Below are 22,074 nucleotides of genomic sequence, written 5' to 3'. Positions count from 1 at the left end.
TCAGGCCACCAGTTCCGCCGGATTGAACGGCATCCGGTGCAGGTGCTTGCCGGTCGCCGCCGCAATGGCATTGGCCACGGCAGGCGCCAACGGCGGCACGCCCGGTTCGCCGATGCCGGTCGGGGCGGCGGTGGACGGCACGATATGCACCTCGACCACCGGCATTTCGCCGATGCGCAGCAGCGGGTAGCCGTCGAAATTGCCCTGCTCGACGCGCCCGGCCTTGAGCGTGATTTCGCCGCTCAGCGCCGCGCTCAGGGCGAAGCCGACGGCGCCTTCGACCTGCGACCGGATGTTGTCGGGATTGATCGCCGTGCCGCAATCGACCGCGCAGACGACGCGGTCGACCTTGACCGAACCGTCTTTCCGGACGCTCACCTCGGCCACCTGGGCGACGTAGGAATTGAAGGATTCATGCACCGCGATGCCGCGCCCGCGCCGGACCCCGGCCGTCGCCTTGAGCGGCTTGCCCCAGCCGGCCTTGGCGGCGGCCAGCTTGAGTACGCCGGCGTGGCGCGGATGCTCGCCGAGCAGGTCGAGGCGCAGGGCCAGCGGATCCTTGCCCATCGCCGCTGCCACTTCGTCGAGGAAGACCTCGGTCGAGTAAGCCGTGTGCGACGAACCGACCGAGCGCCACCACAGCACCGGCACGCCGATATCGCTCGGGGTGTGCAGGTCGACGGTCAGGTTGGGAATGGCGTAGGGCAGGTTCGAAGCGCCCTCGACCGAGACATGATCGATGCCGTCCTTGACCATCATTTTCTCGAACGGCGAGCCGGTTAGGATCGACTGCCCGACCAACCGGTGCGTCCAGCCGACCAGCTTGCCGTTGGCGTCGAGCGCCGCCTGCAGCGCGTGATGGAAGAGCGGCCGGTAGTAGCCGCCGCGCATGTCGTCCTCGCGCAGCCAGACCAGCTTGACCGGCGCCCGGCCGTTGATGGCCTTGACGATGTGCGCCGCTTCCAGCACGTAGTCGGACTGGGTACAGGCCCGCCGCCCGAAGCTGCCGCCGGCGTACAGCATGTTCAGCTTGACCTGCGCCGGCTGGAGGCCGAACACCTGCGCCACCCGGCCCTGGTCGACGGTCTGGAACTGCTCGCCGTTCCACACTTCGCAACCGTCGGCATTGAGGCGGACGACGCAGTTCAACGGCTCCATCGCGGCATGCGCAAGGTAAGGGAAATCGAAGGCCGCGCTGACCACCTTGGCTGCCCCGGCAAAGGCCTGGCTGGTGTTGCCGGTCTGCTTGGCGACCAGCCCCGGCGTCTTGGCCAGCTCCTTGTAGCGGGCCAGGATTTCGTCGCTGCCCAGCTTGAAGGCGGCGCTTTCGTCCCAGATCACCGTCAGCGCATCGCGGCCTTTCTTGGCGCTCCAGGTATCGGCGGCGAGCACCGCCACCCCCTGCGGGATCTGCACGACCTCGACGACGCCCTTGATCGCCTTGGCCTGGCTGGCATCGAAGGATTTGACCCGGGCGCCGAACAGCGGCGGATGGGCGACGACGGCGACCAGCATGCCGGGCAGGAAGACGTCCTGGGTGAATTGCGCGCTGCCGTCGGTCTTGGCGGCGCTGTCCTTGCGCTTGGCCTGCTTGCCGATCAGGCGGAAATCCTTCGGGTCTTTCAGCTTGACCGCGCCCGGCACGGCCTCGTTGGCGGCCTCGGCGGCCAGTTCGCCGAAGCTCGCCCGGCGGCCGCTGGCGGCATGGCTGAGCACGCCGTCGCGCACGGCGATATCGGCGGTGCCGACCTGCCAGCGCTTGGCGGCGGCAGAAACCAGCATGGCCCGTCCGGTGGCGCCGGCCTGGCGCATCTGTTCCCAGGAATTGGCCATCGCCGTACTGCCGCCGGTGCCCTGCGCCGGCCCCCAGAAGACGTTGTTGTAGCGCTTGGCATCGGCCGGCGCGCCTTCGACGCGGACCTGTTGCCAATCGGCATCGAGCTCGTCGGCGAGGATGGTCGCCAGGCCGGTGTAGGTGCCCTGCCCCATCTCGAGATGCTTGGAGATGACGGCGACGCTGTTGTCGGCGCCGATGCGCAGGAAGGCGTTCGGCTCGAAGCTGGCGGCGGCTGCCGGGCCGGCCGCCGCGGCGGCGATAGACGGCAGGCAGAAGCCCAGGGTCAGGCCGGCGCTCCCTTGCAGGAAACGGCGGCGGCTGAGGTTTTCAATATGGATGTCGGACATGGCGATCTCCTCAGGCCAGCGCCTTGGCGGCTTCGTGGATGGCGGCGCGGACGCGCACGTAGGTGGCGCAGCGGCAGAGGTTGCCGGCCATCGCCTTGTCGATATCGGCATCGGTCGGCTTGCGCTTTTCGCTGAGCAGCGCGACGGCGCTCATGATCTGGCCAGACTGGCAGTAGCCGCACTGCACGACATCCAGCTTGCGCCAGGCGTCCTGCACCGCCTTGCCGACTCGCTGGCGGTCGACCGCCTCGATGGTGGTGATCTTGCGCCCGACCACCGCCGAGACCGGCAGCGTACAGGCGCGGGCCGGCGCGCCGTCGAGATGCACGGTGCAGGCGCCGCACAGCGCCTGGCCGCAGCCGTATTTGGTTCCCGTCATCTGCAGGGTGTCGCGCAGCACCCAGAGCAGGGGCGTATCGGGCGCCACATCGACTTGATGCGGCTGGCCATTCACATTGAGGGTAATCATTTGGCAGGCTCCGTTGATCGGGTTGGGGTGGCCGGCGGTCTGTGCCGCCAGCGGTCGATGAGCGAGTGTGGATGACGGCGGCCGACGATCGTTAGCAACTTCCTGCGAGTTTCTTGCCTAATCGTGCACCGCCGGCCTTCGCCACTCGTCGCCATCCGGCGATTCCGTTAATCTCGACAGCATTGGATTTTCAGATCGGACCAGAATGAACACGATTAGTTCGGCATCCCGTCAGGCAGTGGACTTCGCCAGCCAGCGCGGCGAACTGGCGGCGATCATTGATCGATATTGCGGCGCCGACGGCAGTCATCCGACGCCGATTCCCGGCCTGACCTTCTTCCGCCAGAGCTCGCCGAGCACGCCGGCCTGTGCCGTGGTCAAGTCGGCTTTCGGCCTGCTCGTCCAGGGCGAAAAGCGGGTCGTGCTGGCCGACCAGGCCTACGATTACCACCCGCAGCGCTACCTGATCACCTCGGTCGACCTGCCGCTGCTCGCCCAGATCACCAAGGCCTCGCCCGCCGCCCCCTATCTCGGCCTGGCGCTCGATCTCGACGCCCGCCGGGTCGGCGAGCTGATCAGCAAGCTGGCCGCCGCACCGGCATCCCCCGCCAGCCTGGCGCGCGGCCTGGCGATCGCCGACCTGACCGCCGAGATTGTCGATGCCGCACTCCGTCTGGTCCGCCTGCTCGCCACGCCGGCCGCCATTCCGGTGCTCGCCCCGCTGATCGAGCAGGAACTGCTCTATCACCTGCTGACCGGCGAACTGGGCGGCCGCCTGCGCGACGTGGCAATCAAAGGCAGCCAGAGTTATCAGATTTCGCGCGCCATCCAGTGGATCAAGCAGCGCTACGCCCAGCCGATGGCCATCGACGAACTTGCCGGCGCAGTCAGCATGAGCAAGTCGTCGCTGCACCACCATTTCAAGGAGCTGACGACGATGAGCCCGCTGCAATACCAGAAGACCCTGCGCCTGCAGGAAGCCCGGCGCCTGATGCTGATCGAGCAACTGGACGCCGCCTCGGCCAGCCACCGGGTCGGCTACGAAAGCCCGTCGCAGTTCAGCCGCGAATACCGCCGGATCTTCGGCGCGCCGCCGCTCAAGGACATCGCCCTGATGCGCCAGGCCAGCTGAACGAGCGGCACGGCACAAGCTAGAGAGCGGGCAGTTCGACGCCGAGGTAGCGGATGACCATCGGCAGGTGTTCGGCCGGCATGCCATCGGCGACCTTCAGGGCCCACTCCGTACTGCCGTCGGCGTGCCGCTCCAGCAGCTCGAAACCGAGCTTCCCGTAGTGGTCCTCGACGAGCTGGTTGCGCCCGCTCGGCCGGTAACCGCCGAGCAGCCGCTTGATGCCCTGGCGGCGCGCCGCGCTGAGGAGTTCCTGAAGGAGCGCCTCTTCGACCCGGCGACCGAGAACCCGGCAGCTCATCAGCCAGGTATCGATCGCCCAGTCGACGCCCGAGCGGCGGCAGATGACGATGCTGATCATGCCGTTGTCGCCGAAGGCATCGGCCAGCCGCACCTGCCAGGCCAGGCAGTCGGGATCGCCTTCGAGTTCCGCCACCTCGGCCTCGCTGTAGCGCCGGGTGGTCAGGTTGAACTGGTTCGACTTGCCGATCAGCTGGGCGATGCGCGCCCGACCGGTGGCGTCGAAGGGCTGGATGGTCAGCACCATATCGAGCGAAGCGAGATAGGCCGCGACATCGCCCGCCCCCTGCTGCAGCGCGATGCGGCGGGCGTTGTCCTGGTAGAAATCGGCGCGCTGACGGTCCTCGGCGGAAAAGGTCACCGCTTCGAAATAACCGCCAGCCAGCAGGGTGCGGGCATAGAACGCCGGATCATCGGGCAGTTCGGGAACCGCCACCTGCGGTAGCAGCTGGCGGACCAGGCCGCGCTCCACCGGGTTGTCGTCGAGGAAAGTCATCGCCTCGAGGCCGAGCGAGAGCGCTTGGGCAATGGCCTTGATGTTGGTCGCCTTGTCGTTCCAGTTGGCCTGGAAGATGGCGATGTGGTCTTCGCGCAGCAACATTTCCGGGTGCTGGCGGAAAGGCAGGCGGGCCGTCTCGTCATTGTTCTTCGACGACACGGCGAGCACCACGCCGCGTTCGCGCAGGCGCAGGGCCGTCTGCTGCACGGCCAGGTGGGCCTCGCCGGTGGCGTCGCCGGGGCCGATGACGATGCCCTCCAGGCCGTCGTCGCCGATCACCCCGCCCCATACCGTATTGTCGAGATCGAGGATCAGGCAGCGCCGGCTCTTGCCGCGCAGGGCGGCGATCAGCCGGCAGACATGCTCGGCGTAGAGCGGCAGGAAGTCGCTGGCGAACGGCAGCTTGGCCATGTTCCACAGGGTGGGCGCATGCCAGTCGGCCAGGCCGACGGTTTCCGCCAGACCGGCCACGTCGAAGAGCAGATCGGCGCTGCCGGCCACCCGTTCGGCCAGCCCCCGGTTGATGGCGTCGATCAGGCTGCGCAAGGTGCCCGGCAGCACCAGGTCGAGGCTGCCGAAATGCGCTTCGACCGGGCGGGCCAGGGTTTGCAGCAGGCACAGCGTCGTGCCGTTGGCGTGCAAGCCGGCGCGCATCCGGTCCACGTGGTCGAGGGCGGCGGCCACCGTGCGTTGCGCCGCCTCGGCATCGCCGGGCGTGACGCGCAGCGGCAGGCCACGGTAGTCGATGGCCAGCAGCACGGCATCGAGTCCGGCGCTGTTGAGCGGCGAGTCGGCGGCGAGAGCTTCCTGCATCGCCTGGTCGAAGCCGGCCTCGAAGCATTCGAGGGCGATGCCGTGCCGGGCGGCGGTCGCAACCAGCGCCGGGACCAGGAAATGCGAGGTGGCATTGCTGACGATGCCCAGCCGGAACGGCTCGAGCGGCGCCAGGGAACGGCCTTCCTGGCGTGCCTGATCGATGGTCCGGGCCAGTCGGGTAAGTTGGTTCTCGTCCAGCCCGAAGCAGGCCAGGGCCTGCAACCGCGGCCCGAGATCCGCCTCGCCGCCGGCCAGCATGCGGCAGCGGGCGGCAAAATCGGAGGGGGGCGCGGGAAGCCACGCCAGCTTTGAATACAGTTTTTGGCTCATCGTCGGTGTACCTCGGCAAGGATTTGTGCCGCCACTTCCTGCGGCGTCTGAAAAGGTTGTTTGTCGCGCTGCAGGGCCAGAAAGCGTTCGTCGAAAGCCGTCAGCATCCGCGTTTCGGTGTAGCCCGGGCGCACGGTGCGGACCCGCAGCCAGGGATAGTCGGCGGCCAGCACGGCGAGCAGGCCGGCCATCCCGTATTTGGCGATGACATAGGCGCCGAGGCCGGACGCGGCATGACCCGACTCGTCGCCCATCGCCTGGCTGAGGACGCCGATCACCACGCCGTCTTTCTGGCCGCGCCAGCACTGACGGACCAGCCCGGCGAGCAGGCGTTGGGGGCCGAGGACATTGACCTGCAACTGGGCTTGCAGGTCGTCCGACAAGATCTTGCCGAACGGGGCGAGCACCAGCGGTGGCGAACCGGCCAGCACGGCCCCGGCCAGACTGGCTGGCTCGCCGGCCAGGCGAACCAGCGCCTGGTCGATCGAGGCGTCCGATGCCAGATCGAGTGCCAGTGCAATGCCGCCCGTCCGCTCGGCGACCTGTTCGGCAGCGGCCGCCGCGCTGTGGTAGCCAACCACCGGGACAAAGCCGGCGGCCGCCAGTGCCTCGCAAGTGGCGGCCCCGATGCCGCCCGAGCCGCCGGAGACGAGAAACAGTTTAGATGCCGACAAGCAGCACCTCCGCCTCGCCTTTGGCGAGCACGGTGTCGCCGGCCCGCAGCTTGAGTTTCAGCAGCACCATCCCGGTCGCTTCCGACAGGCGGGCGACCACCGCTTCGACCTCGGCGTCCTGCCCGACATAGAGCGGGTGATGGAATTGCAGCGTCAGGCCGGTCCACACGCTGTCGCGGCCGGGCAGCCGCATGCCGATCAGTTGCGAAATCTTGGCGACGAGCAGGGCGCCATGCACCACGGCCCCGGTGAAGCCCTTGCACCGGGCGAAGTTGGCGTCCACATGGAGCGGGTTGAAATCGCCGGAAAGGGCGGCGAACAGCGCCAGTTCCTCGGCGCTGACCACGAAATCGACGCGGGCGCTGGCCCCCTCTTGCAGCTCGTGCCAGGCGATCGCGATGCTTTCCGGCGGGGTCACAGCTTGGCGCCGATCAGCTCGGCGAATTCGCCGACGTTTTTCAGGCGGCCGACCTGCGCCGCCGAGAAGCTCAGCCCGAAGGCGCGCTCCACCGAAACCACCAGACGGATGTGATTGAGGCTGTCCCACTCGTCCACGTCGGCCGCCGTCAGCGCCGGCGTCACCTGCAGGTTGTCGTCGTCGAAGACGTCGCGGAAGATCTCCGTCAGCTTGGCGTATATCTTGGCTACATCGATGCCAGATTCCATTTCAGACTCCTTACCCATGTTGAAAAATAGTGGTCGATCCCGGCGACCGGCGGCATGGCGAACTCATCGCCTGGCCAGCCGTTCCGGTACCTGATTCAGACTGCCGGCCAGGCGCTCCGCCCAGCGTTCGGCGACGCGCGGCCGGGGATGCACCTCGTCCGAAAAATCTTCCGGCTGGTCGGCATCGCGCAGGCTGAAGAACGACACCCCGGCCGTGCCGTCCAGCCGTTGTTGCAGCGCCTGCCAGTGCTGGCGATAGCTGGTCTGGTAGGGCGATCCGCCGGCGTGCCAGCGCGGCAGCGGCAGATCGACGAGCAGCACCCGTCCGCCGGCGGCGAGGATGCTGGCGACGGTCTGCTGCAACGTGGCGAATGGCGCCTCGCCGAGCCGGCCGCTACCGCCCATGTAGTCATCCCAGAACGCCAGGTATTCGCGCTGCCGGGCCAGGCCGGGGACGCTCGCCGGAGCGGCCGGCGCGGCAACGGCGCGGGCCGGCCGCAGCGCCTTGCTGGCGTCGCGCGCCAGTCGGTCGACGAGCAGGAAAGGTTTGATCAGCGTGACGCCGCCCGCCAGCCATTGGCTCGGCAGCAGCGGCACCGGGCCGCTCGCCGTGCGGCGATAGAAACCATAGCGATAGCGTTCGATATCGAGGTCGGTGTCGCCGGGGTGGCGATCCGGCGTGTACCAGCGGGCCCGGTCGTCGGCGAACAGCCCGTACCAGACGCCGATGACGAAGACGTTGTGGCGGCGCGCCGCGCTGCCCTGCGCTTCGAGCACCAGATCGACCATCTGGCTCACCTCGGTGATGTTCGCACCGCCGATCGCCAGGTTATGGATCGTCGCCGCCGGGACCAGGCCCTGCAGCCGGGCCGGGCGAAAACCGGCGAGCATATTCGAGGCACCGAGCAGGATCACCTTGTCATCGGCATTGTCGAGCCGGCTGCGACTGAGGAAGGCGTACTTCGGCTCGGTCATGAACGGCGAGTTGGCGGCCGATGCCGTGTCGAGGCCGCCGGTACCCGGCTGGCGCATCGCCGGCACGGCGCTGGCGATAGCGAGGGCCAGGCCGTAGAGCAGCAGCAGAAAGAAGGTCAGCGTAGCGGCCTGGCGCAGGATGTATTTCATGTCTAGAAGGCCCGGTAAACGAACTCGGGCGCCTTGTGAAAGAAGGAGGAGGCCATCAGGATCAGCAGCACCTGCGCGGCGAGCGCGACGTTACGGCCGATCAAGCCGGCGGCACCGCCAGCCGGCAGCGGCAGCCCGGCGGCGGCGGCCCGCAAGGCGGTGCCGACGACGGACCAGGCGAGCATCGCCAGGGCGCCGGCCAGCGTGACCAGGACAAAACTGCCGATGACTCCGGCCAGCCCCAGGCTGCGCAGCAAATCGCCGAGCTGGGCCAGATCGACCCACAGGCAGGTCAGGGCCAGCGCGAAATAGGCGAAGGTGGCGCCGCGGCACAGATAGCGGTAGACCGCCCGCTCGGCCAGCGCCCGGTAGCCGGCTTTGCCGAGGCGGCGGGTCATGCTCAGTTGCCACAGCTTGTTGGCGCCGGCCCCGCCGCCGAGCAGCAGGCCATAGACCACGAAGACCGCGGTGGTGCCATGCCACAGCCCCATCACCAGAAAGGTCACGAAGAAGCTCACCACGCCCAGCCAGGGCATCGCCGACGCCGAGCGGAAACGCCCGGCCAGGGCCTTGAGCAGCGGGTTGAACAGGTAGGTCTTGAACCATTCGGAGAGGGTGATATGCCAGCGCGTCCAGAATTCGAGGAAATTGCGCGCGGCGAAGGGCTGCTCGAAGTTCTCCGGCAGGCGCTGGCCGAGCAGGCCGCCGATACCGATGACGATGTCCATGTAGCCGGAGAAATTGAAGTACAGGTAGAGCGTATAGAGCACCGCCGCCGCGCTGAAATCGGCGGCGAATCTGGCGCCGGCCGGCGCCCCGGCCGACAGCACCGACGTCGAAAGCTGACCGAACAGGTAGTTGAGGGCGGCGGATACCACCGCCACCTTGACGAATCCGCCAATCACCCGGGCGAAGCACCGGAATACCTGCGCCTCGTCGAGCGCCACCGGCTGGCTGTCGCTGGCGGCGAAATCCTGATAGCGCTGGATCGGCCCGGAAACGAAGCACAGGAAATTGCAGTTGTAGTTGAAATAGCTCAGCGGGTTGATCCGCTCCGGCAGCTCGCCGGACTGGGCGTCGACCAGCAGGTGGATCAGGCGAAACAGGCAATACGACAGGCCCATGGTCAGATAGGGAAACGGCAGCTCAAGCCGGCCGTCGAGGAAGGCGAAGCGCTTGAGGACGATGAAGGCGGCAATGGTCAGCACCAGGCACAGGGCCAGCCCCCAGAGCGGCCCGCGACGCAGCCAGCGGACCGCCGGATAACCGGCGGCAACGAAGATCAGCAAGGGCAGCAGGGCCAGCGCCGTGCCGACCTGGCTGGCGATGAAGACGATGTTGGCGACGGCCAGCACCGCGTGCCGATAGCGCGCCGAGTCGCCGAGATTGAAGGCGACGACGACGAGGCCGACAAAGAAGATGAAGGTCAGTGAGGTAATGGCCATTTTTTCTCCCGGTTCCCGCCCCGCCTCAGAAGGCCCGGACGTCGCGGAAGACCAGCACGACGGTGCGCAGGATGATCTGCAAGTCGAGGCCGAGCGACCAGTTGCGCAGGTATTCGAGGTCGCATTCGATGCGGCTGCGCATGTGTTCGAGATCGTCGCCGCCGCGGAAGCCGTTCACCTGGGCCCAGCCGGTGATGCCCGGCCGGACCTTGTGGCGCACCATGTAGCCGGCGATCAGCTTGCGGTATTGCTCATTGACCGCGATAGCGTGGGGACGGGGGCCGACGATACTCATCCGGCCTTGCAGGACGTTGATGAACTGCGGCAACTCGTCGAGGGACAGCTTGCGGATCAGGGCGCCGAAAGGCGGCACACGGGGGTCGCCGCGCGTCACCTGGGTGTAGCTCCGGTCGCCATCTTCGGTGACGGTCATCGAGCGGAACTTGTAGACGATGATCTCGCGGCCATCCAGCCCATAGCGCCGTTGCCGGAAGAAGGCCGGGCCGGGCGACATCAGTTTCACCCCGACCGCGACGAGGAGCAGCAGCGGCGCGATCAGGATCAGGATCAGCGAGGCCAGCACCAGGTCGCTGACCCGTTTTACCAGGCCGTTGAAGCCGGTAAACGGCGTTTCGCAGACGGCCACGATGGGCGTCCCGCCAATGCTGTCGACGCGGCCCTGGATGAGGTCGGTGACGAACATGTCGGGGACGAAGAAGATCGATGCCGTGGTGTCGCGCAGATCGTCGAGCAGCTTGAGCAGGCGCGACTGTTCGCCCAATGGCAGGGCCAGGTAGATCTGGTCGACGCGATTGGCCTTGGCGTAGGCGACGAGCTGGCCGAGGGCACCGAGATCGTGCCCCGGCTCGAGATCGTCGAGCCGCGCTCCGTTGCGGTCGTCGAAGTAACCGAGAAAGCGGACGCCCAGCGTCGGCTCGTCGGCAAAGCTTTGGGCCAGCCGGCGGCTGGTCGCATTGCAGCCGACGATCACCGCGCAACGGCGGTTGCGCTCGAGGGCCAGCACGCCGGGAACGATGATCCGGGCCAGGGCATTGACCCCGAGCAGCCCCAGCGGCGTGACGGTCAGCCAGGCGAGGATCACCGGCTCCGGGAAATAGGCGGCGTAGCCGCTGCCGTAGGCGAACAGGAGCAACAAGGCGACCAGAAACAGCCAGTCGAGCAGCGTCTTGCTGACCATCCGCCAGGCCGGCCGGTCGAGATGGAAGCGACCGGGGAAGGTCAATGAAAACACCGCGAGCCCGAGGATAAGGTAGGCCGGATCGAAGTTGCCGATGCTCTGCTCGTCGGCCAGGGCGGCAGCGAACAACGTGAACACGGCGAGCAGCGGCGAGACGAAGGACTCGACCAGCTTGCCCACCGGATAGATCCGGCGCGCCAGGGGGTTACCCAGGGAATTCGCGGCCTTGTTGCTCGCCGACCCGGCTTCGCGATGTCGCGCCTGGCCGGCATTGGGCTGAGCGGCCTCGGAGGCAATGCCGCGGCTCTGGGGGGAAGAGTCCAGGAAGAGTCCTGAAAATAGGCCAATTAAGAATTTCATCATTAGTATTTCCTGATTGCTGCTTTCGCCAGCCGCAGCATGCCGACCAGCCAAATACCGTCGCGCATGAAAGCAACCCAGTCGCCAAGGCGAGGGCGAAATCCGTAATACGGATCGAATATCTGTAGAAACAGCCGCTGCCTCTGGCGGTGGCAGGACGGGGCATGTTTATGCACCACCTGCCGGAATGCGGCACTCAGCTTGTTTCTCGATTGTTGCGAAATGCGATCCGGGCGCGGAGAGTCATCGAAAACGTGGGTGACCATATCGAGCAGATAGGCCGTGCCGAATTTCTTCAAGACCCGCATGAAAAACTCCAGGTCCTGCCAGGCCGGTAATGCTTCATCAAACAATCCGGCGGCCACCAGGTGATGACGGGGAGCGAAGATCTGGTTGCCGAGATAATTGTGATCGAACAGATCTTCGTACTCGACATGCCCGGGCTTCTTGGTCACCCGATTGTTGGTTTTTCCATCGACGATCCGGTCCTGGGCATAGAGGCAGGATGGTGTTACGCCATGCCGGGCAAGCAGTTCCCAATAGGCGACAAATGCCGATATGCGTTCCGGCTCGAAGCAATCGTCATCATCCAGCCCGGTGACAAAATGGCCTTTGGCCAGATTGACGGCCATGTTTCGTGCCGCGGGCGCGCCCCGGGGTTGGGAATTATTGATGCTCCTGACCCGGGCATCGCGGAGGGATAAATCGGCGAGATATTCCTCGGTGGCATCGGTTGAGCCATCGTTGATGACAATCACCTCGATATCCCGGTACGTCTGATTCAGTGCCGATTCGACGGAGCGGGCGAGGCTGGCAACGCGATCTTTGGTCGGAATGTAAATAGTGACGAGCATTGGCTTCCAATAAGGGCGGGAGGTCTGGGCGGTTGCGGGTTAATGGGCCGGGGCCATGAACATTCGGAGGTCTGCCAGGTCCAGCCGGAAGACCATGACGACGAGGAATCCGTACATCAGCACGCCTGCCACGACGCTCATCGCCAGACCGGTCGAGTCCGCCACATGCAGGGGCGCCAAGAATTCTCGCAGCACGGCCACGCCAAGCCCCATGAGGAGCGCGCTGGCGACCGGCACGGCAATGGCTTTCAGCAGCAGTTTTGGTGACGACTCGAGGGCCCGCATCGCAAAAAACAGGCAGGGGATCGCATGGAGAACATTGGCGGCGAAATAGAATGCCGCCACGCCGACCACGCCAAATTTTGCCCCCAGGGCAAAGGCGGTGACCGTCACGATGGCGTTGAATGTCCCGAGCCCTGCCATGACGTGGGTCCGGCCACGCGCCATGAATACCGTGCCGGTCGAACTGACAATCGACTGAATGAACCCGGTCGGCGCCAGCCAGGCGAGAATCTCCGGCACCATCGGCCAGCCCGGGCCAAACACCACGCGGACAAAGGGCTCCCGGACGACCAGCAGGCCGACCATCAAAGGCGCGGTGACCAGGGCGATCAAGGACACCGTCCGGAGATACAGCCGAGCCATCACTTCCGGAGCGTTCTGCTGCCGGCTCAAGGCCGGATAAAGCGCCCGACTGGCAGCCAGGGTCACGTTCTGGACCGGGAACAGCATCAGCTTGTAGGCCAGCGAATAAGAGCCCAGCGCAGCCGCCCCCAGGTAACGTCCGATGATCATCCCATCGGCGTTGCGCGAGAAGTAATTGATGAAATTGAACAGGGTCAGATTGCCGCTGAAACCGATCAGGCCATGCAACTCGCGCCACGACGGCAGGGTCCATGGACGCCACCCGGAGACGATCCACAACAGGACGGAAGACAGCCCTGCGGTCAGGATCGACTGGATGACAAAACTGTAAACGCCGGCGCCGGACAGCGCAGCGACGATGGCGGCGAGCAAGCCGGCCAGGGAAGAGCCAATTTCGATGCAGGTCAGGCCGCGGAACGCCGATTGGCGCTCCAACAAGGCCTGGTGCACTGCCCCGCTGCTGGCCAGCGGCAAGGCAAGGCACAACATGCTCAGGACGGGAACCAGTTCGGCGGCGGCAAAATAGCGGGCAATCAGCGGGGCGCTGACAAATAGCGCCAGGGAAAGCAGCACACCCATCATGACGTTTAGCCAGAACACCGTTGCTTTCGTCTCTTCGCGCAGCTCCGTCTTCTGGATGATGGCCGCGGCAGTCCCCAGATCACGCAACAACAGAGCGAAATTGGTCACCACGGTGGCCATCGCCATCAGCCCGTAATCGGTGGCCGGCAACAGGCGCGCCAAAATGACCAGGCCAGCCAACTGGATCGCGACGCGGCCGCCTTGCGAGAGCGCCACCCAACGCGCGCTACCGATGGTGCTCACGACCGTGCTCCGGTTCTGCGAGGTGCGGCAGATTGACGGCGCACCGGGGCGGAGAGGCCTGGCAACTTAGTCAACACCGTTCCTTTCAAAGACAAAGAACCGGTGAAACGGATACCCCGGACTGCGATAGGTCCTTATCAAGCGAATCCGCTTGGTGAAATCGGCAATGATGCGGGCGAGCGGATAGCCTCGCTTATTGATCTCCCAATAATGCTGGCCATCGAATTCGTGGACGGTTGAATTGAGTTGCGGCTTGGGGATGAAAAAAACCCGTGGCCCGAACTTCGGAATATGGATTTCGTAGCGCCACACGGTTCGTGCGTCGGGGAGGCTGATCACCACATGCCGCTTGCTGACACGAACCATCTCGGCAAATGCCCGCAACGACTCTTCATAGGGCAGGTGCTCGAGCATCTGGAATGCACAAACGACATCGTAGGCGGCATCGGCAAAAGGCATGGCGGTCGCCGAGCCGAGATGATCGGGATTGAGCTCCGGATCGAGATCCAGCGTTTCGACCGTGATGCCGAATGTTGCGGCCAGCGTCTTGAACAAGCCGGGGCCGGGTCCGATTTCGAGGACGCTGGCAGGCGCGAGCCTCTGGATCTCATCCAGCTGATGCCAAATGCTGCTCCAGCGCGCTTTTGACATGTAGCGGCTGAACGCATAGTGCTTTTTGTTAACCTGTATTGAAAGATCAGTCATGGTTTACTGCCCTGGTAAATGATCGCGCAACGGCGCAGGGTGTCGGCGACGGCTCCCCCTGCTGAATGAATTTCGCCATCAGCACCTTCGTCGCCGGGCCTCGATAGCCAGCAGTTCTAGTGCGGCAACCGGGTGAACTGGCGGCGGACCTTGGCCAACAGCGGTTCCTGCCGGGTTGGTTCGCACTGGCGGATGTAGTGCCAGGTTTCCCGGTTGAGTGCGTAAACCAGGTTGCCCAAGTCACCGCTGCGTTCTTCCAGATTGCGACTCTGTCGATAGGCCCGGCACATGCCCAGGGCATCGACCAAACCGCGCAACGCTGACGGCAGAATCCGGTTGTGCAGCCCCCGCACGACGAAGGCGAAGGCGCCCAGAGCAAGTCGCGGCAATGGCGTGCCGAACTTGTAGGCGGAATAGAGGTTGTTGCGGACGGTGTAGTAATAGCGTCCGCGCCCCCAAACCACCCGCTGCTCGGGCGAACTTTTATGGCGGATGGCGACCTCGGGCACGTAGGCGATGCGATAGCCGGTGTTGAGCATGCGGTAGCAGAGGTCCACTTCCTCCCCGCAGAAGAACAGGCGGTCGTCGTAAGCGCCCACCGCCTCGAACACGCTGCGCCGCAGGGCATGGCCGCCGCCCATGAAGCGCGTCGCCGGAAAGCCGGTATCGGGCCGGCATCCCGGTGGGTAATCCCAGGCGGTGGCGTCGTTCTCGCCGGTGTAGTAGTTGTCGATCCGGAAGCCGATGGCGCAGAGTTCCGGGTGGGAATCGAGATGGCCGACCGCGACGGCAAGCGCTTGACGGTCGGCAAAGATGGCATCGCTGTCGAGGGCAACGATGATCGGCGCGCTGCCCATCGCCGAGGCGATGTTGCGGCCGCCGGCGACACCGCTGTTGCGGCCGAGCTTCTTGAGCGTCGCGTTCGGCACGCCGTCCAGGTAGATCTCGAGCTGGCGCAGGTTATCGGCTTCGCTGCCCTGGTCGACGATCAGGATGCGCTGGCGCACGCCCTCCTGCTCGGCGGCGCTGGCGATGGCGGCAATGGTGTCGTCCGGGCGGTTCCAGGACAGGATGATGACGTCGACCTGGACGTCGGAGACTCGGTTCATGATGCACCTCGCTGATAGGCCCGGATGTAGTCGATTTCGTACAGGCCGGGGAAAGGTGTGGTCTGGTCCGGATCGGGAATCCAGTTCGGGTCGTGGCTGCCGAGCGCCAGGTTGGCGAGCAGGTACATGTCTTCGTGGATGCCGTGCGGCCCGTATTCGAAGCTTTTCATGCCGTCGATGAAGAAGACGATGTTGTCCTTGGTCCACTCCATGCCGTAGATATGGAAGCCGTCGCTGATGTCGATGATCTGGTCAATCCACATGCCGCCGGCAGTGGTCGCGCTGCGGGGTTTTTCGACGGCGCCGTGCTTGATGCCGTAAGGCCGCGTGCCGGACGCCTCAAAGACATCGACCTCGGGCGGCCAGGTGGCACGCTTGGGAAGCAGCCAGAAGGCCGGCCAGAAACCTTTGCCGCGCGGCAGCCGGGCGCGCATCTCGAAGTAGCCGTAGGTCTGCCAGTGGGTCAGCTCGCTGGTGATGCAGCCCGAGGTATAGGCGCGGTTCCAGATATAGGGCGCGACGGCCACCGGGTCGGCACGCTCGGCGCGTATCTGCAGGATGCCGTCGCGGATGGCGAAAGGCTGGACCAGCAAGGGGTGATTCAGCGTGCCGGCGAATTGCGGATCCATGTAGATCTGCTTCTCCTGATTGATCGCCGTCCGCCGCTCGTGCCGATAGCGGCTGCGCCAGGCGGGTGCGCCGGGCCGGCCGCCGGTGGCGTTCTCGTTGATGCGGGTGAGGTCGGGATCGTCGAAATCATCGGCAAAAACCAGGCGATAGGCGATGGGAACGAAGTTCGGCAGGGCCACTTGGGCGACCGCCGCCACCTCGCCGCTCAGCGTCAGTTGCGCCAGCACCCGGCCGAGCGGCCGCTGGCCGTCCTGCGTCATGCCCAGGCGGGCCAGCCGGCCGCAATCGATGGGCAGCGGGCTGGCCTTGACGGCCGCCTGGCGTTTCAGCGCTTCCGGCGTGCTGCCGGTAAACAGCTGAACCCCGGCCGCACTCCATTCGAGCCGGACCACCGGATCGGCCGTGACGTCGCGGAATCCGGCCAGCGTCAGCCGGCCGACCTGGGCGACGATCCAGCCGCTGTTGGAATACGCCAGCCGGATGCCGCCCGCCTCGCCATTCGCGTCGAGGATCACCCCGCCCCGCCGGCCGCCGTCCGGCAACACGACGGTCAGCCGGCCGGCCGAGGCGTTGAGGGGCGCCGCCGGAAAGCCCACCTCGTCGGCTGCCCGGCGCCCGACGGCGCCGGCGGTAGCGATGACGCTGCTGGCCTCGTCGCCCGTTTCGTACTGGGCGCCCCACATCAGCACGCTGTCCAGGGTCAGCGGTATCCGTGCCGAGACCAGGGGGCTCGGCCGCTTCAGCGCGTAGATGACCGCTGGCGCGGTCGCCGGGCCGAAAGGCTCGTTCCACAGGATGGCGAAACGCTTGGGGCCGGTATCGCGTAGCTGCATATTGAGGGGCAGGCTGTAACGCGACCATTCGGGGCCGACCTCGACCACGCCGTTGATGTTGTTGTAGGTCGTGAAGTCAAGCAGACGCAGGCGCCACTTGCCGCTGCCGCCGGTCGTCCGCAGCCACACCGAAGCTGTCGCGAAATCGCCGCTCGGCGCATTGGTCACGATTGCTTCGCACAAGCTGCCGCTCTTCGCCGCCGGGCGAAGAACGCGGAACACTCCGCTACTGCCGTCCGGCGCGAGATCGGGGCTGGCGGCCACGGTAACATCGCCGCCGACCGACCAGCCGCGGAGGTTCGGCCGGGAGGCATTGTCGATCAGGTTGTTCGCCTCGCCTTCGATCAGCAGGCCGAGCGGCGCCCCTTGCCGCAATGGAAAGCGCGGCGTATCGGCCGGCAAATTGCGCAGGCGGGGGCCGTCGGCCAGGCTGGCCGGGCTGGCGCGCCGAAAACTCACGCCGGCCGGAACGCTGCCGCGAAAATCGAAAGCCAGCGTCGGGCTGGCCGCCCATACCGGGCCGGCCGGGGCCAGCAGACAACTGCCGAGCAGCGCCCCGCTGCCCTGCAGAAAGTTCCGACGGCTGACGCCCGGCAGCGCGGCGAGATCGGGTAGGACTGGCCGACTCATGCGGATATCGCCCGTTCGACCCAGCGCCGGCGCTGGCGCAAACCCCACTTGGCCAGCGCATAGAGCGGCGGCCGGACGGTTTCGCGATAAACCGCGAAGACGGCGAAGGCGATTTCGGCCAGCCAGCGCGGCGCCAGCAGCCCGAGCCGGGCGGCATAGGGGACGTAATACTTGGCGAAGAAATAGTGGGTGTAGTAAATCGACCAGCAGATGCGCCGGAACGTCTGCGTTCGCTGGCCGCCGGTGCGCACCAGGGCCGGCGGCAGGTGAATGCTGTGGCAGTCGTTGCTGACGACGATGTCGTAGCCGTGGGTGTAGAGGTTCATCTGGAAATCCGATTCTTCCCGGTAGCCGTTGCCGCGGGCGTAGGTCGGGTCATAGGGAAAGCATTGCAGCAAATGCTTGTGGGTGAGGATCACGGCGTTGGTCAGCGGCAGCTTGATATCGCCGGTGAACCGGGCGCCATTGACGTATTCGCAGAGCAGCGGGCGAAAGGCCTTGCCCGGCCGGACGCCGTGGCCGAAACGGTGCAGGCTGCGGGCCGGCGTCTCGCCGTTTTCCATATAGACCCGCCGGCCGGATACCGCGCCGACCCCGGCCCCGAGGTCGCGCAACTTTTGCAGGCAGATCCGCGCATAGCCGGCTTCGAGATACTCGTCGTCATCGCAAAACAGGATGAAGTCGTTGCTGCTCGCCGCGACGCCGGTATTGCGCGACTGGGCGGCGCCGAGCCGGACGGCGTGACGCAGGATCCGGGTCCGCACCGCCGGATGGCCGGCGGCAATCCGTTCGACAAGCTGTGGCGTTTCGTCGTCGCCGCCGTCGATGACGAAGATGACCTCGTCGACGCCATCCAGGACGAAATAGCTGGGCGCCACCAGGCGCAGGGTGTGGGCGCGGTTACGGGTGGGAACGATGAGCGTGATCACGATGCTTCCATCCGGTAACCGCTTTCGCGGCGCGACGCTTGCGCCCCGGCCCGCGCCTGCTGGCAGGTGACGATGGCATCGCGCAGATTGCTGCCGCGCTCGCGCCAGTCGAAAAGTTGCCCGGCCGCGGCAAAGGCGCCCTGCTGCATGTCGTTGAGCACGTCGAGCCGGTCGATATGGCTGACGATGGCGGCGACCAGCCCGGCCAGATCGGCGCTGCACAACAGCTTGCTGCGGATGCCCGACGGCAGCCCGGCGGCCGCGGCGGCAATGGTCGCGACCGGCAGGCGACTGAAGATGTAGTCGAGGAACTTCAACTTGAAGCCGCCACCGATCACTTCCGGCACGACGGCCAGCCGGGCGCCGGCGAAGTAAGGCGCGACATCGTCGACAAAACCGTGGAAGACGGTGGCCTTGAGGCGCGGCGCCAGTTCGGCGCGCAAGGTTTCCGGCACGTCGCCGATGACGTCGAAGGCGATGCCGTGACGATGGAAGGCGGCGTCGGCCAGTTCGAGGAACTGCCGCAGGTTCTCCTGCTTGACGACCCAGCGGAAAGAGCCGATCAGCACGACGCGCTTCGGACAAGCGCCATCGATCACCCGCGCCGCCTGCCGGGTGCCCGAATAGCCGGGCGTCAGCACGACCGTCGAGCGTTCCGGCGCGACGGCCCGGAAGGCCGTCGCATCCTCGCTGCTGATCGCCGTGGTCAGATCGACATGGTGCAGGATGAAACGCTCGAGGGCGGCGACCTTCAGCCAGTTCTGCGACAGCGCGAGTTTTTTCAGCGGCCCGGCCTGGCTGTTGCGGACCATGTCGCGCCACAGGACGCCTTCCTGATTGTGCGAGACATGGACCAGTACCGGGGCCGCGCCGCCGAGCGGCCGGCGGGTCGCGAGATAGCGTTTGAGCGCCCAGCCCGAGCCGTAGCTGTCGAAGACGATGGCATCCCACTTTTCCTGCAACTGGGCGTCGAGCGCCCGCCGGTAGGCCGCCGTGTTGTGGATGGCGCCGGCAATCGGCAGCATGCTGAACAGTGCCCGGCCCTGACTGTGTTTGGCGCCGGTCACCGGCAGCCAGCGCACGGCCGAGTCGGTCGGCGGCTTACCGGCCGTGGCGGCAAAGCCGAGAAAGCTGACCGCCGCGCCGGCTTCCGCCAGGGCATTGGCCAGGCTGGCCGAATAGATCTTGTCGCCGGCATCCGGCGGGAAGGGCTGATCCCTTGATATCCACAGGCAGTTCATCGTTCGGTCCCTTCAATTGGCAATTCCTGGCGCACCGATGCCGCCGGCGTCCAGGTCTGGAAGCGTTCGCCGCGTAACGAGCGCCAGACGCCCAGCCCGACCGCAGTCAGCACGGCAAGGATGTCGAAGACCTGGGCGAAAGGTTTGAGCGGAAAGCGGTAGCCGATGGCCAGCACCAGCCCGGTCAACCCGGCGATAGCGCCGGCCGCCGCAGCCTGCCCGGCGAACACCAGGGCCAGCTCGAAACTGATGAAAGCCAGAAGCAGCAGGTAGATGCACAGCCAGCGCAGCAACTTGTGCGACAGGTATTTGTAGAGGGTCAGGCGATCCAGCCGGCGCAGCCGGGGCCACAGCAGACGGTGCACATTGAAGGCCTGGCAGGCGATGCGCTGCTTGCGGCGGAACTCCTCGCCGGCCGACGTGGCCGACTTCTCGTAGGCGCGCACATCGGTCGCCTGGACGATGCGGTAGCCGTCGCACAGGATCCGGAAAGAAACGTACATGTCGTCGATGATGTGTTCCGGCGGCGGGTGGTGCAGGCTGCGCCGGATGGCGAACAGCGAGCCGTCGGCGCCCATGACCGAACCGGTCGCCCCCTCCAGCCGCTTGATTGTTTCCTCGAAGCGCCAGTAAAGCGAACCGGTGGCGGCGGTCACCGAGTCCTCGCCATTGACGTAGATCAGGTTGCCGCAGACGCAGCCGACGCCGGGATCGGCGAAATGGCGGCGGAGGGCCGGCAGGGCCTGCGGGTCGAGCATCACGTTGGCGTCGGTGAAGACAATGATTGAGGCGGAGGTGCGGGCCACCAGGCTGTTCATGCCCGCCGTCTTGCCGCGGCGGTCGGCCGACACCTGCAGCGTGATGCGGTCGGCGTAAACGCTGAGGATTTCGGCAGTGCGGTCGGACGCGGCGTCGACATGGACGAGAATCTCCAGCGTCGGATCGTCTTCGCGCAGGGCCAGCAGGTTGGCCATCTTGGCCTCGATCACCGCCTCTTCGTTATAGGCGCACATGCAGATCGCGAAACTCGGGGCGACGCCAGAGGCAGGCGACAGCTCGGGCCTGGCTTTGGCCGGCCGCAGCCGGCGCAGGACAAGCAGCGACAGCGGGTAGCTGACAAAGGGGTGCAGGGCGAGCAGCAGCGAAATACCAGCTACCCAATAGAAAGTCTCTTGCATAGTCATGCTCCGTCGGCGAGTAAGGGTTTGCCGGCGGGCGGCAGGGCATCGCCCGCCGGCCGCGAGGTCCACACCAGCAGGCTGAGTGCCAGGCCGTGAAAGAAGGGAACGAATGGCCCGTTGAGGAACAGGGTCAGCGCCACCGCCAGCCGGACGATGGCCGGCGCGGAGGAGCGGAAGACGCAGTAGAAGATGAAGGCGAAGTAGAGGGCCGCGCCGAGCACGCCGTATTCGAGAAGCATCTTGAACAGCGTCATCTCCGCCACCGGAAAAGGCATGCGCATGGCGTAGCCGGGAAACGCCCCGGCGCCAAAGCCGAACAAGGCGGTCAAAGGATCGTGCCAGAGGTAGCGGGTCAGGACATCGAAGCCGGCGATGAAGCGGGCATGGGCGCTGGAGCGCACGGCACCGAACTCGCCAATGCGCCCGGTCAGCTTGTCGAGGTCGATGTAGCTGCCGAGGGCCACGGCCAGCACCAGCGCCCCGATGATCAGCCAGAGCAGCCCCCAGTGCCGGCGGGTGATCAGGATCAACGGTCCGCAGATGACGAGCAGGATGAGCCCGGTCCCCGAATAAGAGAGCAGCAGCGCCAGCCCGTACAGCGCCACCCGTAGCAGCCGGTTGCTGGTGAGCAGTTCGGCGATGATGGCGACGGCCATGAACTGGCTGAAGAAGGATGGCTCGGCCAAGAAGATGCCATTGACGCGATAGGCGCTCTCGCCATAGCCGATCGGCGCCTGCATGTTGAAGCCACCGATCAGGAAGGCCTCGGGAACGAAGTTCTCGATCGGGAAGGCGTAGCGCAGACCGACCGTCAGTTGCACGCCGTACTGGGCGATGCCGGCCAGCGCCAAAAGAGTGGCGAAGCCGAGGAAGAAGCGCAGGGCCGACGCCGTCGGGTCATCTTGGCGCGGCAGATAGAAGACATAGGCGACAAAGAGCGTCACCAGCAAGAGCATCGAGTTGAGCGAGAAAGGCTCGCCGCGGAAAACCTGGATGGCGCCGATGCACCCGATGAACACCAGGAAGAAGCTGAGCCGGCCGCTATCCAGCCGCAGCAGGCCGAGCACCAGGCCGAGGACGGGGGCGAGCAGGATGAACAGGTAGGCGATGCTCAGCGACTGGGCGGCAAAGGGCGGCACCGACAGTTTGGCGAGCAGCGTGGTGGCCAGCAGCGGCGTGTAGAGCAGCAGGCTGGCCAGGCGACCGTCGGCCGGCACCTCCCGCCAGGCGCTGCGGCGGAAGGTCGGGATGGCCCAATTGGTTGGCAAGGCAGCGGGAGATCGGATGGCCGTCATCG

Annotated in this window: 19 protein-coding genes; 1 reads left to right on the top strand and 18 read right to left on the bottom strand. The window is 66.1% G+C overall.

All coding sequences use genetic code 11. The features are described from left to right. Both ACLIKD_RS21005 and ACLIKD_RS21000 read right to left on the bottom strand, forming a co-directional pair. Positions 1-2,184 carry a molybdopterin cofactor-binding domain-containing protein gene (locus ACLIKD_RS21005; RefSeq protein ID WP_428826571.1) on the bottom strand — a complete coding sequence of 728 codons (2,184 nt, stop codon included), beginning with the start codon at positions 2,182-2,184 and terminating at the stop codon, positions 1-3. A 10-nt stretch (positions 2,185-2,194) separates the two neighbouring features. Continuing rightward, positions 2,195-2,653 carry a (2Fe-2S)-binding protein gene (locus tag ACLIKD_RS21000; RefSeq protein ID WP_226418211.1) on the bottom strand — a complete coding sequence of 153 codons (459 nt, stop codon included), beginning with the start codon at positions 2,651-2,653 and terminating at the stop codon, positions 2,195-2,197. 205 nt (positions 2,654-2,858) lie between these two features. On the opposite strand from ACLIKD_RS21000, the gene ACLIKD_RS20995 reads away from it, so the two are divergent. Beyond that, positions 2,859-3,785 carry an AraC family transcriptional regulator N-terminal domain-containing protein gene (locus ACLIKD_RS20995; RefSeq protein ID WP_428826570.1) on the top strand — a complete coding sequence of 309 codons (927 nt, stop codon included), beginning with the start codon at positions 2,859-2,861 and terminating at the stop codon, positions 3,783-3,785. A gap of 19 nt (positions 3,786-3,804) precedes the next feature. On the opposite strand, the gene ACLIKD_RS20990 is transcribed toward ACLIKD_RS20995, so the two are convergent. From ACLIKD_RS20990 to ACLIKD_RS20915, 16 genes are all read right to left on the bottom strand, one after another. Beyond that, entirely contained in the window at positions 3,805-5,727 is a 1,923-nt protein-coding gene (locus ACLIKD_RS20990; RefSeq protein WP_428826569.1) for an HAD-IIIC family phosphatase, read from the bottom strand. Further along, a complete protein-coding gene (locus ACLIKD_RS20985; protein ID WP_428826568.1) occupies positions 5,724-6,401 on the bottom strand; it encodes an SDR family NAD(P)-dependent oxidoreductase in 678 nt (225 codons plus the stop codon). Before ACLIKD_RS20985 ends, ACLIKD_RS20990 begins: the two co-directional genes overlap by 4 nt. Then, positions 6,388-6,819 carry a MaoC/PaaZ C-terminal domain-containing protein gene (locus ACLIKD_RS20980; protein WP_428826567.1) on the bottom strand — a complete coding sequence of 144 codons (432 nt, stop codon included), beginning with the start codon at positions 6,817-6,819 and terminating at the stop codon, positions 6,388-6,390. The genes ACLIKD_RS20985 and ACLIKD_RS20980 overlap by 14 nt, the downstream gene beginning before the upstream one ends. Further along, positions 6,816-7,067: an acyl carrier protein gene (locus tag ACLIKD_RS20975; protein ID WP_428826566.1), complete on the bottom strand. Its 252-nt coding sequence runs from the start codon at positions 7,065-7,067 to the stop codon at positions 6,816-6,818. The genes ACLIKD_RS20980 and ACLIKD_RS20975 overlap by 4 nt, the downstream gene beginning before the upstream one ends. Before the next feature lie 63 nt (positions 7,068-7,130). Then, entirely contained in the window at positions 7,131-8,192 is a 1,062-nt protein-coding gene (locus ACLIKD_RS20970; RefSeq protein ID WP_428826565.1) for a hypothetical protein, read from the bottom strand. 2 nt (positions 8,193-8,194) lie between these two features. After that, positions 8,195-9,637, bottom strand: coding sequence for an MBOAT family O-acyltransferase (locus ACLIKD_RS20965; RefSeq protein WP_428826564.1), 1,443 nt, complete (start codon positions 9,635-9,637; stop codon positions 8,195-8,197). Between the two features lie 25 nt (positions 9,638-9,662). Then, positions 9,663-11,198, bottom strand: coding sequence for an undecaprenyl-phosphate glucose phosphotransferase (locus tag ACLIKD_RS20960; protein WP_428826563.1), 1,536 nt, complete (start codon positions 11,196-11,198; stop codon positions 9,663-9,665). Further along, positions 11,198-12,049, bottom strand: a complete 852-nt coding sequence (locus ACLIKD_RS20955) for a glycosyltransferase (RefSeq protein ID WP_428826562.1) — start codon at positions 12,047-12,049, stop codon at positions 11,198-11,200. Before ACLIKD_RS20955 ends, ACLIKD_RS20960 begins: the two co-directional genes overlap by 1 nt. A 39-nt stretch (positions 12,050-12,088) precedes the next feature. Beyond that, positions 12,089-13,519, bottom strand: a complete 1,431-nt coding sequence (locus ACLIKD_RS20950) for an MOP flippase family protein (RefSeq protein WP_428826561.1) — start codon at positions 13,517-13,519, stop codon at positions 12,089-12,091. A 66-nt stretch (positions 13,520-13,585) separates the two neighbouring features. Continuing rightward, the gene (locus tag ACLIKD_RS20945; protein ID WP_428826560.1) at positions 13,586-14,224 is read right to left on the bottom strand and encodes a class I SAM-dependent methyltransferase; all 639 of its coding nucleotides are present in this window, start codon (positions 14,222-14,224) and stop codon (positions 13,586-13,588) included. A gap of 116 nt (positions 14,225-14,340) precedes the next feature. Next, complete coding sequence (locus tag ACLIKD_RS20940) at positions 14,341-15,333, bottom strand: glycosyltransferase family 2 protein (protein WP_428826559.1); 993 nt, start codon at positions 15,331-15,333, stop codon at positions 14,341-14,343. Next, positions 15,330-17,426 carry a phage head spike fiber domain-containing protein gene (locus ACLIKD_RS20935; protein ID WP_428826558.1) on the bottom strand — a complete coding sequence of 699 codons (2,097 nt, stop codon included), beginning with the start codon at positions 17,424-17,426 and terminating at the stop codon, positions 15,330-15,332. Before ACLIKD_RS20935 ends, ACLIKD_RS20940 begins: the two co-directional genes overlap by 4 nt. Further along, positions 17,423-18,355 (bottom strand): glycosyltransferase family 2 protein, encoded by a 933-nt coding sequence (locus ACLIKD_RS20930; RefSeq protein ID WP_428826557.1) that lies wholly within the window; start codon positions 18,353-18,355, stop codon positions 17,423-17,425. Before ACLIKD_RS20930 ends, ACLIKD_RS20935 begins: the two co-directional genes overlap by 4 nt. Further along, positions 18,352-19,596: a glycosyltransferase gene (locus ACLIKD_RS20925; RefSeq protein WP_428826556.1), complete on the bottom strand. Its 1,245-nt coding sequence runs from the start codon at positions 19,594-19,596 to the stop codon at positions 18,352-18,354. The genes ACLIKD_RS20930 and ACLIKD_RS20925 overlap by 4 nt, the downstream gene beginning before the upstream one ends. Beyond that, positions 19,593-20,774 carry a glycosyltransferase family 2 protein gene (locus tag ACLIKD_RS20920; RefSeq protein ID WP_428826555.1) on the bottom strand — a complete coding sequence of 394 codons (1,182 nt, stop codon included), beginning with the start codon at positions 20,772-20,774 and terminating at the stop codon, positions 19,593-19,595. Before ACLIKD_RS20920 ends, ACLIKD_RS20925 begins: the two co-directional genes overlap by 4 nt. 2 nt (positions 20,775-20,776) lie before the next feature. Next, the gene (locus tag ACLIKD_RS20915; RefSeq protein WP_428826554.1) at positions 20,777-22,072 is read right to left on the bottom strand and encodes a hypothetical protein; all 1,296 of its coding nucleotides are present in this window, start codon (positions 22,070-22,072) and stop codon (positions 20,777-20,779) included. Positions 22,073-22,074 lie beyond the last annotated feature (2 nt).

The sequence above is a fragment of the Azonexus sp. IMCC34842 genome (assembly GCF_050368855.1).
GTDB lineage: Bacteria > Pseudomonadota > Gammaproteobacteria > Burkholderiales > Rhodocyclaceae > Azonexus > Azonexus denitrificans_A.
Note: the sequence above shows the minus strand (reverse complement) of the source record. Positions and strands in the feature narration are given on the sequence as shown.

Coding starts and splice junctions, on each gene's coding strand:
- ACLIKD_RS20920 (WP_428826555.1), bottom strand. CDS start 20,774: ATGCAAGAGACTTTCTATTGGGTAGCTGGTATTTCGCTGCTGCTCGCC.
- ACLIKD_RS21005 (WP_428826571.1), bottom strand. CDS start 2,184: ATGTCCGACATCCATATTGAAAACCTCAGCCGCCGCCGTTTCCTGCAA.
- ACLIKD_RS20975 (WP_428826566.1), bottom strand. CDS start 7,067: ATGGAATCTGGCATCGATGTAGCCAAGATATACGCCAAGCTGACGGAG.
- ACLIKD_RS20995 (WP_428826570.1), top strand. CDS start 2,859: ATGAACACGATTAGTTCGGCATCCCGTCAGGCAGTGGACTTCGCCAGC.
- ACLIKD_RS20940 (WP_428826559.1), bottom strand. CDS start 15,333: ATGAACCGAGTCTCCGACGTCCAGGTCGACGTCATCATCCTGTCCTGG.
- ACLIKD_RS20965 (WP_428826564.1), bottom strand. CDS start 9,637: ATGGCCATTACCTCACTGACCTTCATCTTCTTTGTCGGCCTCGTCGTC.
- ACLIKD_RS21000 (WP_226418211.1), bottom strand. CDS start 2,653: ATGATTACCCTCAATGTGAATGGCCAGCCGCATCAAGTCGATGTGGCG.
- ACLIKD_RS20935 (WP_428826558.1), bottom strand. CDS start 17,426: ATGAGTCGGCCAGTCCTACCCGATCTCGCCGCGCTGCCGGGCGTCAGC.
- ACLIKD_RS20915 (WP_428826554.1), bottom strand. CDS start 22,072: ATGACGGCCATCCGATCTCCCGCTGCCTTGCCAACCAATTGGGCCATC.
- ACLIKD_RS20955 (WP_428826562.1), bottom strand. CDS start 12,049: ATGCTCGTCACTATTTACATTCCGACCAAAGATCGCGTTGCCAGCCTC.
- ACLIKD_RS20925 (WP_428826556.1), bottom strand. CDS start 19,596: ATGAACTGCCTGTGGATATCAAGGGATCAGCCCTTCCCGCCGGATGCC.
- ACLIKD_RS20945 (WP_428826560.1), bottom strand. CDS start 14,224: ATGACTGATCTTTCAATACAGGTTAACAAAAAGCACTATGCGTTCAGC.
- ACLIKD_RS20960 (WP_428826563.1), bottom strand. CDS start 11,198: ATGATGAAATTCTTAATTGGCCTATTTTCAGGACTCTTCCTGGACTCT.
- ACLIKD_RS20990 (WP_428826569.1), bottom strand. CDS start 5,727: ATGAGCCAAAAACTGTATTCAAAGCTGGCGTGGCTTCCCGCGCCCCCC.
- ACLIKD_RS20970 (WP_428826565.1), bottom strand. CDS start 8,192: ATGAAATACATCCTGCGCCAGGCCGCTACGCTGACCTTCTTTCTGCTG.